This window comes from Kingella denitrificans ATCC 33394, from assembly GCF_000190695.1.
Classification (GTDB): domain Bacteria; phylum Pseudomonadota; class Gammaproteobacteria; order Burkholderiales; family Neisseriaceae; genus Kingella_A; species Kingella_A denitrificans.
The window spans coordinates 1,576,423-1,585,251 of the sequence record NZ_GL870929.1 but is presented as its reverse complement, the minus strand read 5'-3'; the positions used below and the strand labels follow the sequence as shown (position 1 = coordinate 1,585,251).

Here is an 8,829-nt window from a genome sequence, read left to right as displayed (position 1 = left end):
AAAATATTAGAGATGAAAAAATCTTTCGCAGTAGAAAAAGTGGATTGCAATTGTCCAGAAGGACAATGCGAATGTCATTTACATCATCATTAAGTATAAGGAGTAATTTAAAATGAATAATGACAACAGATATTCGTCCCATAATCACCATGATTATGACGACATGGATAAGTTAAAACACGAGCATGGAATCACAGATGAACATGGAGACCATAAGGATCAACATCACGACCATCATGCTGGTCATGACCACAGTGGGCACGGAGGGCATGACCACCATCATCACGGAAGCTTTAAGGAACTTTTCTTAAAGTCATTGCCACTAGGAATCATTATTATGTTCTTATCCCCTATGTATGGATTTGAACTACCATTCCAGTTTACTTTTTCATATTCTGATATTGTAGTAGCTATTTTATCTACTATATTAATTATTTATGGTGGACGTCCATTCTATCAAGGCGCAGTTGACGAATTTAAACAAAAAGAACCTGGAATGATGACTCTAGTTTCTTTAGGTTTAAGTGCTTCATATTTATACAGTATTTATGCTGTAATCATCACCTACGTAACGGGTGAACATGTGATGGACTTTTTCTTTGAATTTGCTTCATTACTATTAATCATGCTATTAGGTCACTGGATTGAGATGAAAGCTATTGGAGAAGCAGGAGACGCACAAAGAGAATTGGCTAAGTTGGTACCAAAAGATGCTCACGTTGTATTAGAAGATGATTCAATTGAAACACGACCAGTTGCTGACTTACAGGTAGGTGATTTAATTCGTGTTCAAGCCGGAGAAAATGTGCCAGCAGACGGGATTATCGAGCGTGGCGAATCACGTGTAAATGAAGCTCTTTTGACTGGAGAATCAAAAGCAGTTCAAAAAGGTCCTGGCGATAAAGTAATCGGAGGCTCAACAAATGGAGAAGGGGTTCTTTATATTAAAGTGAATGAGACAGGTGATCAATCCTTCATCTCTCAAGTTCAGAATTTAATCAGCCAAGCTCAAAGTCAGCCTTCCAGAGCAGAAAATATTGCTCAAAAGGTTGCAGGGTGGCTCTTCTATATTGCTGTTATTGTCGCGCTAATTGCTTTTGTAGTGTGGATGATTATTGGAGATATCCCAACGGCAGTTACCTTTACTATCACGACCTTAGTTATAGCTTGTCCACATGCATTAGGTCTGGCTATTCCATTGGTCACCGCCCGTAGCACAAGCTTAGGAGCCAGTCGTGGGTTACTGGTGAAAGACCGCCAAGCCTTAGAAATAGCTCAAGATGCAGATGTGATGATTTTAGATAAAACAGGTACTTTAACAACTGGTGAATTTAAAGTATTAGATGTAAAACTTCTTAATGACAAATATACAAAAGAGGAAACCATTGCCTTATTGGCAGGTATTGAAGGAGGATCTAGCCACCCAATTGCTCAATCAATTATAAGATTCGCCGAGCAGCAAGGTATACGTCCAGCATCTTTTGATTCGATTGATGTGATTTCCGGTGCTGGAGTAGAGGGTAAAGCAGGTGGGCACCGTTACCAATTAATCAGTCAAAAAGCCTATGGACGTAATCTTGATATGGATATTCCAAAAGGAGCAACTCTTAGTGTCTTAGTAGAAAACGATGATGCCATTGGTGCTGTAGCTTTAGGGGACGAATTAAAACCAACGAGTAAAGAGTTAATTAAAGCTCTTAAAAAGAACAATATTCAACCCATTATGGCAACAGGTGATAATGAAAAAGCGGCTCAAGGCGCGGCAGAAGTTTTAGGGATTGAATATAGATCAAATCAATCTCCACAAGACAAATATGAGTTGGTTAAAACACTTAAAGATGAAGGAAAGAAAGTTATCATGGTAGGTGATGGTGTAAATGATGCTCCTTCTCTTGCCTTAGCAGATGTTGGTATAGCTATAGGTGCTGGAACTCAAGTTGCATTGGATTCAGCTGATGTCATATTGACTCAATCCGATCCAGGAGATATTGAATCATTCATTGAATTAGCACACAAAACAACTCGTAAAATGAAACAAAACCTATTTTGGGGAGCTGGTTATAACTTTATAGCTATCCCTCTAGCTGCAGGAATTTTGGCTCCTATTGGTATCACATTAAGCCCTGCATTAGGAGCAATCCTAATGTCTGTGTCAACAGTCATCGTCGCCATTAATGCTATGTTATTAAGTTTAGAACCAAAAAATAATGGTTAACAGATCGAATGATTGAAACTCCTTAAAGTATCAAGATACAATAGTTTTACAGGAGAAAAAGAGATGTGAGTACTGGCTCTTTGTAAAATCGTGTTGGTAGAAGTAGTCGATTTTTCTACCAACACGATTTTTAATGAGAAACTCAAAAAAATCAAGAGTACGAATGATTGTGCTCACTGTACTCGTACTAATCGTAGGTGCTTTGTGGGCTTTTTCAACAATGATATACAATGACAACATCAATCAGCGATTTGAAAGTTACAAGCCGCTAATGTTTAAAGTTGAAGACTTTGAAGGGCTTAAATGCACAAATTATAAATTTTCTTCATATCTATCCGCAAAATCCAACAGAGTTGCTCCCTTTGGAAAATGAAGATCTGAATTGCTTTGGTAATTTAGCCTTGATTACGGTCTCCGGTAATTCAACGTTTAATAATGCAACGCCTGTTGGCAAAGCTAGTTCAAACCCAGGAATAATTGCGCAGAGTTTGAGCTGAAAATCATGGCTGAAATGATGAAACAAAATAACAATATCTGGGACCAAAAATTGGCACATATTATCAGGACGAGATGTTTAAAATTCTCGTCTCCCAAAAAGGGTAGATGATAGTAGAGATATTCTTGCAAACCCATCTATTTTGATAAGCCAATAAAACCTAAACATTTCATTTAAAAGGAAGAAGTACCAGTACATTCGGCGCAATTAGATATTATAGAAAAAATAATTCCTAAGAATCTAGTTGCTTCAATAAAATGGTGATTTTAATTATATAATGAGACGATAGAAAATAGGAGTGGTCTTTTGCATCACTCCTATTTTTGTACTAAATATGTTGTAGTTTTCTTGTACGAATAGCGGTAGATTAGTGGATTCTCTTCTAAGGTGCTTATGTCGAAAATGAAGAAGTGATCACGGTTATCTCTAGCCTTTTCCTTATTGAGGACAAAGTAATTCTTACGAGAAGTTGCCATTGTTTTGAGGATATCATCAGTCAGAAAGGTCAATGGAATATTCATGTTGGAGTAGCGGTAGAAGTCACGTTCAAAATCTTGGTAGCTCTCGCTGTAATAGTCCATTTGTAGGTGATTACGCTGAAATTCAACCTGATTCATAGAGCACCTCCTCAACAAGTTCAATACTAATAATGTTATGTACTTAAAGTCTTATGCAGATTGGTTATTTTGTTATTAGAATTGGGTACTCCAAGTCTTTTTTTATGAATTTCTTTATTCACTCAAAAAAACACTTGAATTAAGTAATGAAAAGGGCTATACTATGTTCAAGCAAATACTTGAATGATATTGGGGTGAGAATATGATTAAAAAAGATACTTGTGAAATTTATTATTATGACGAAGAAAAGGTCAATCGAATACAAGGTAATTTACAGACAGTAGATATTTCTAGTGTTGCCCAAATGTTAAAAGCTATTGCAGATAAAAATAGAGCAAAAATTACCTATGCATTGTGTCAAGATGACGAACTGTGTGTGTGTGATATTGCAAATATTATAGGTGTTACGGTTGCAAATGCCTCTCATCACCTGCGAACGCTCCATAAGCAAGGGATTGTTAAGTTTCGAAAAGAGGGAAAACTTGCATTTTATTCATTAGATGATGAGCATATCAGACAAATTATGATGATTGCATTGGCACTTAAGAAAGAGGTGAAGATCAATGTCTAGTGGGAAAGCAAAACAGTTCGAAGAAGAAATGAAAGCCTATCGTGTTCAAGGATTTACTTGTACTAACTGTGCAGCCATTTTTGAAAATAATGTTAAAGAACTTCCCGGTGTTCAGGATGCGAAAGTAAATTTCGGAGCATCTAAAGTTTATGTTAAAGGGACGACAACCATTGAAGAATTAGAAAAAGCAGGAGCATTTGAAAATTTAAAAATTCGAGATGAAAAAGAACAAAGGGTAGAAGGAGAACCTTTTTGGAAGCAGAAAGAAAACATTAAGGTATATATATCAGCTCTTTTACTTGTAGTTAGCTGGTTCTTAGGAGAGCAGTATGGTGAAGAGCATGTTCTACCGACAATTGGTTATGCAGCGTCCATTTTAATCGGTGGATATTCGTTATTTATTAAAGGTCTCAAAAATTTAAGCAGATTAAATTTCGATATGAATACGCTTATGACTATTGCCATTATAGGAGCTGCAATTATTGGTGAATGGGGTGAAGGGGCAACCGTTGTTATCCTATTTGCGATTAGTGAAGCATTAGAGCGTTATTCAATGGATAAAGCACGTCAATCTATTGAATCTTTAATGGATATTGCCCCAAAAGAAGCGTTAATTCGACGAGGCAATGAAGAAATGATGATTCATGTTGATGAGATTCAAGTTGGAGACATCATGATAGTTAAGCCCGGTCAAAAGTTAGCAATGGATGGAATAGTGGTTAAAGGTACATCGACATTAAATCAGGCTGCGATTACAGGTGAAAGTGTTCCAGTAACGAAAATCACAAATGATGAAGTATTTGCAGGAACCTTGAATGAAGAAGGGTTACTTGAGGTTAAAGTAACAAAACGAGTTGAAGATACCACTCTTTCAAAAATCATTCACTTGGTAGAAGAAGCCCAAGCAGAACGGGCCCCCTCTCAAGCGTTTGTCGATAAATTTGCAAAATACTATACACCAGCTATTGTCATACTAGCTCTTTTAATTGCAGTAGTTCCACCATTATTTGGCGGAGACTGGAGCCAATGGATTTATCAAGGATTAGCTGTATTAGTGGTTGGTTGTCCTTGTGCCTTAGTAGTCTCAACTCCAGTTGCTGTGGTTACAGCAATAGGAAATGCAGCGAAAAATGGTGTATTAATTAAAGGTGGTATCCATTTAGAAGCAGCAGGACACTTAAAAGCGATAGCCTTTGATAAAACAGGAACATTAACCAAAGGGATTCCAGCTGTAACAGACATTGTGACATATGGTAGAAATGAAAATGAATTAATAACCATAACATCAGCCATTGAAAAAGGATCGCAGCACCCTCTTGCTTCAGCGATTATGCGAAAAGCAGAAGAAAATGGATTAAAATTCAATGAAGTAACAGTAGAGGATTTTCAATCCATTACAGGTAAAGGCGTTAAAGCCAAAATAAATAATGAAATGTATTATGTGGGAAGTCAAAATCTTTTTGAGGAATTACACGGAAGCATTTCAAGCGATAAAAAAGAAAAAATTGCCGATATGCAAACTCAAGGTAAAACGGTGATGGTGTTAGGAACAGAAAAAGAAATTCTTTCGTTTATTGCCGTAGCCGATGAAATGAGGGAATCGTCTAAAGAAGTTATCGGCAAGTTGAACAATATGGGAATCGAAACAGTGATGCTAACAGGCGATAACCAAAGAACGGCAACAGCCATCGGAAAACAAGTTGGTGTTTCGGATATTAAAGCTGACTTACTTCCAGAAGATAAGCTTAATTTTATTAAAGAACTTCGAGAAAAACATCAAAGTGTGGGGATGGTCGGAGATGGCGTGAATGATGCTCCAGCCCTTGCGGCATCTACCGTTGGTGTAGCAATGGGTGGTGCTGGAACTGATACAGCTTTAGAAACGGCTGACATCGCCTTAATGTCTGATGATTTGAGTAAATTGCCATATACAATAAAATTAAGTCGTAAGGCTTTAGCAATCATCAAGCAAAACATTACCTTCTCTTTGGCGATTAAATTAGTGGCATTACTTTTGGTCATGCCCGGTTGGTTAACACTTTGGATAGCGATATTTGCTGATATGGGAGCAACTTTACTTGTAACATTAAACAGTTTACGCTTATTGAAAATCAAAGAATAGGTTCTAAAATGGGTGTCAACAATCGGGTGCGATCATTGAAAACAATGTTATGCTTCAAAAGGGATATTAACAGGAAATATACAACTAAAGGACGCTTTAACTGAGCAACGGAAAAAGCCAAATTTCTCAATTGATGTTGAGAAATTTGGAGAATGTTTATACGATTAGTAAAGTTGGCGAAAATAATAAAGTTATTAATCTCATGGAGTATTTGAACTTGCAAAAAAATATTTATGAGTCATTGTACTGACCCCAAAAAGTTAGACAAAAAATATTATTGAAAGGATTTAGTTCTATACTGAACAGGACTAAGTCCTTTTAGTTTTGCTTTAATGCGTTTATTGTTGTAGTAAAAAATATACTCGGTAATAGCTTGCTCCAGTTGATCCAGAGACTTGAAATTTTTCTCAAATCCGTAAAACATTTCTGTTTTCAAGATACCAAAGAAGGACTCCATCATGCCATTATCTATGCTGGTTCCCTTGCGAGACATGGATGGACGTATGCCTTTACTGGCAAGAACAAATTAAATGTACCGCATATTTATCTTTCAATTCTTCCACTAACTATACAACTACTTGAGGCGACACTTCCTTTCCAATTCCTTGTATTTTTTAATATTTCTAATTCAACTTCTTTTCTTTTTAGTTCTAATTTTAATTGATCGATTTCTGAAAGTTCAGCCATTCCTTTTTCGTAAGAATATTGTTTTCCTATCTGTTGGTGGAAACGATGAGTTTCTCCATTTTTATACCATCTAAACCATGTTTCTACTTGAGTTTCATTTTTTTATGTTTAACTCCTGCATTATTTGTTTTGTACTATATCCCTGTAATTTCATTTCTACGGCTTTATTCTTTGTATCAACAGAATAGGCCACAATCATCTGCGCCTGCAAGCCGTTTCAGACGGCCTCGGCATCGCGTGGGTGGCACATATGAGCGTGGCGGATGTACTCAATTCGGAGCACCTGGTCGAGCTGTTGCCTGAGTATGCTATGACTTACGAACCGCTTTACCTCTATTACCCCAGCCGCCGCGGGCATTCGAATGTGTTTAAGCTGATTGTGGATGCGCTGCGGATGGAGATCATCTGAAAATAAAGCTTCAACAAAATTTCTGTAAGAAAGCTGAGTTTCCACGATGCTGAAACACAAAAAGCAGCCTGCACTTTTTTGCCTACCTATCTGCCGGTCAATACCAACCGTTGGCAGAAGGCTTCCCAGTCGGCAAGGGGTACAACGTGCGTGCCGTCTGTTAATGGATGTACATCGGAAGCGCAGGCGGTGTGCCAATAGGTGTAAAACGGTAGTTTGGCGATGTCGGCTTCCGATACGGCAGGGGCGTTGTCTTGTCCTGACGTATGCACAATCGGCAGGCCGAAATAGCTGTATTGGCCGTCTATGGCTTGGTTGTCTGTGTGGCCTGTTTGGCCGCGGTGTCTGCCGGTGCGGACAAACCGGCGGCAGAATGCGTTCCAATCGTGCAGAAATACGGCGGCTTGTCCGTCTATCAGGCTTTGGGCGGAACCGATGCTGCTGTCCCGCCAAAACGGATAGAACGGTAATGCAGCGATGTGATGTTCCATGATGACCGGAAAATCTCTCTGCCCTACCGGCCGCATCACCGGAACGCCGAAACAGGCGGTTTCAGGCAAAGCATCTGCAGGCTGCATGAAGGCGTTTTGCAGGATAACGGCCGCTTCGGCAGGATCGATACCCAAACAGTCGATGGCGGGCTGCAAGGTTGCAGGCAGGTCGCAAAAGCAGCCTGCACCCTCTGGCAGGCAATACACCGAGTTGTGCGTATGAGCCAGCGGTGCCGCCCATCGGGTAACGGGCGAGGTGCGGATTCGGCTGCCTGCGGCAAAGCGCCCCGACCCGTCTTGTGCGACCGTGCCGTACACCACGGCATACTGGGATTTGCCGGGCGTGTGGTAGCGGGTGAAGGTCCAATCAGCCAGCATACAAGTGGATATTGTACAGTCGTAGACATGCGTTGATTGGATGGTATGAGTGTGGGTGTTTGGCATGGGTTCATTCCTGAAATGGCGAGGTTTAGACAGCCACAGTCATTGCGAGGTATGCAGATTGCCTGAAATTTCGCGTTACACTTCAATTGCGTTCCTGTTCCGATAACTAGTTTGCACAATTATTTTTTGGAATACCTTTGGGATTAATAACCATGCAGCAGTCTTGAATTTTTGCATACATGACCGTGTGCTTGTCTCCGGCAAGACGTGAGTAAAGCTGAGCAAATCCATATTGTTAACAAAATAAAGATTTAGTGGAGACTGCTGCAAGTTGGGGTGCGGGCTTGAGCAGAAAGTAGTTCAGTACAATAGTGTTTGACGCGCCATTAAACTTCTGTATCTCTCCGGCCAGAAGAAGTAGATGTTGACGAAAATTGTTTTCTACTCTACCCATCAAGAAGTTTAATAGGTGTGAAGAGATTGTCTGAAAATTGATTTTCAAACGATCTTTTGTAGAGACTACTATAGTAAAAATAATTTACCTTACATCCTATAAATTACCTACGTTGACGGTTAACAGCAATAAGAGGCTTATTTAGTGTATCTTGTGTCATCCCATGCATATATGCATTATATTGCCATACAATAAATTGCTGTTTATATCGCTCATTAATTTCTTCCAAGCGTTGTACCTGAGCCTTCAAATTATTAACTTGTTTTAGCAAATAATCCATCGTTACATTTGGTACTGGTTCTTTTTTTGCATCTTCTTTTATTTTTTGCTTCTGTTGGCTGAAGGCTTTTTGTATATCAGGATAATTAGCCAGTGACTGCCTC

Annotated in this window: 7 protein-coding genes and 2 pseudogenes; 4 read left to right on the top strand and 5 right to left on the bottom strand. The window is 39.1% G+C overall.

Features of this window, described 5'->3' with window-relative positions:
- Positions 1 to 112: 112 nt before the first annotated feature.
- Positions 113 to 2,215 (top strand): heavy metal translocating P-type ATPase, encoded by a 2,103-nt coding sequence (locus HMPREF9098_RS08015; RefSeq protein WP_003783713.1) that lies wholly within the window; start codon positions 113 to 115, stop codon positions 2,213 to 2,215.
- A gap of 813 nt (positions 2,216 to 3,028) precedes the next feature.
- On the opposite strand, the gene HMPREF9098_RS08005 is transcribed toward HMPREF9098_RS08015, so the two are convergent.
- Positions 3,029 to 3,328 carry a DUF5960 family protein gene (locus HMPREF9098_RS08005; protein WP_003783708.1) on the bottom strand — a complete coding sequence of 100 codons (300 nt, stop codon included), beginning with the start codon at positions 3,326 to 3,328 and terminating at the stop codon, positions 3,029 to 3,031.
- A 202-nt stretch (positions 3,329 to 3,530) separates the two neighbouring features.
- Here HMPREF9098_RS08005 and HMPREF9098_RS08000 point away from each other — a divergent pair, with 202 nt between their 5' ends.
- On the top strand, positions 3,531 to 3,899 hold the full coding sequence (locus HMPREF9098_RS08000) for an ArsR/SmtB family transcription factor (protein WP_003783707.1): 369 nt from the start codon (positions 3,531 to 3,533) through the stop codon (positions 3,897 to 3,899).
- The gene (locus HMPREF9098_RS07995) at positions 3,892 to 6,021 is read left to right on the top strand and encodes a heavy metal translocating P-type ATPase (RefSeq protein ID WP_003783705.1); all 2,130 of its coding nucleotides are present in this window, start codon (positions 3,892 to 3,894) and stop codon (positions 6,019 to 6,021) included. Before HMPREF9098_RS08000 ends, HMPREF9098_RS07995 begins: the two co-directional genes overlap by 8 nt.
- 274 nt (positions 6,022 to 6,295) lie before the next feature.
- On the opposite strand, the pseudogene HMPREF9098_RS07990 reads toward HMPREF9098_RS07995, so the two are convergent.
- Together HMPREF9098_RS07990 and HMPREF9098_RS12100 are read right to left on the bottom strand one after the other, a co-directional pair.
- Positions 6,296 to 6,541: pseudogene (locus tag HMPREF9098_RS07990) on the bottom strand (transposase); the annotation flags it as partial.
- 49 nt (positions 6,542 to 6,590) lie between these two features.
- A pseudogene (locus HMPREF9098_RS12100) lies at positions 6,591 to 6,907 on the bottom strand (helix-turn-helix domain-containing protein); the annotation flags it as partial.
- Between the two features lie 42 nt (positions 6,908 to 6,949).
- Here HMPREF9098_RS12100 and HMPREF9098_RS07985 point away from each other — a divergent pair.
- The gene (locus tag HMPREF9098_RS07985; RefSeq protein WP_231105387.1) at positions 6,950 to 7,117 is read left to right on the top strand and encodes a type 2 periplasmic-binding domain-containing protein; all 168 of its coding nucleotides are present in this window, start codon (positions 6,950 to 6,952) and stop codon (positions 7,115 to 7,117) included.
- Positions 7,118 to 7,203: 86 nt separating this feature from the next.
- Here HMPREF9098_RS07985 and HMPREF9098_RS07980 read toward each other — a convergent pair whose 3' ends face one another.
- Entirely contained in the window at positions 7,204 to 7,986 is a 783-nt protein-coding gene (locus HMPREF9098_RS07980) for a hypothetical protein (protein WP_003783694.1), read from the bottom strand.
- 563 nt (positions 7,987 to 8,549) lie between these two features.
- Positions 8,550 to 8,829 (bottom strand): hypothetical protein (locus HMPREF9098_RS07975; RefSeq protein ID WP_003783692.1); only part of this gene is annotated, 280 nt, incomplete at its 5' end.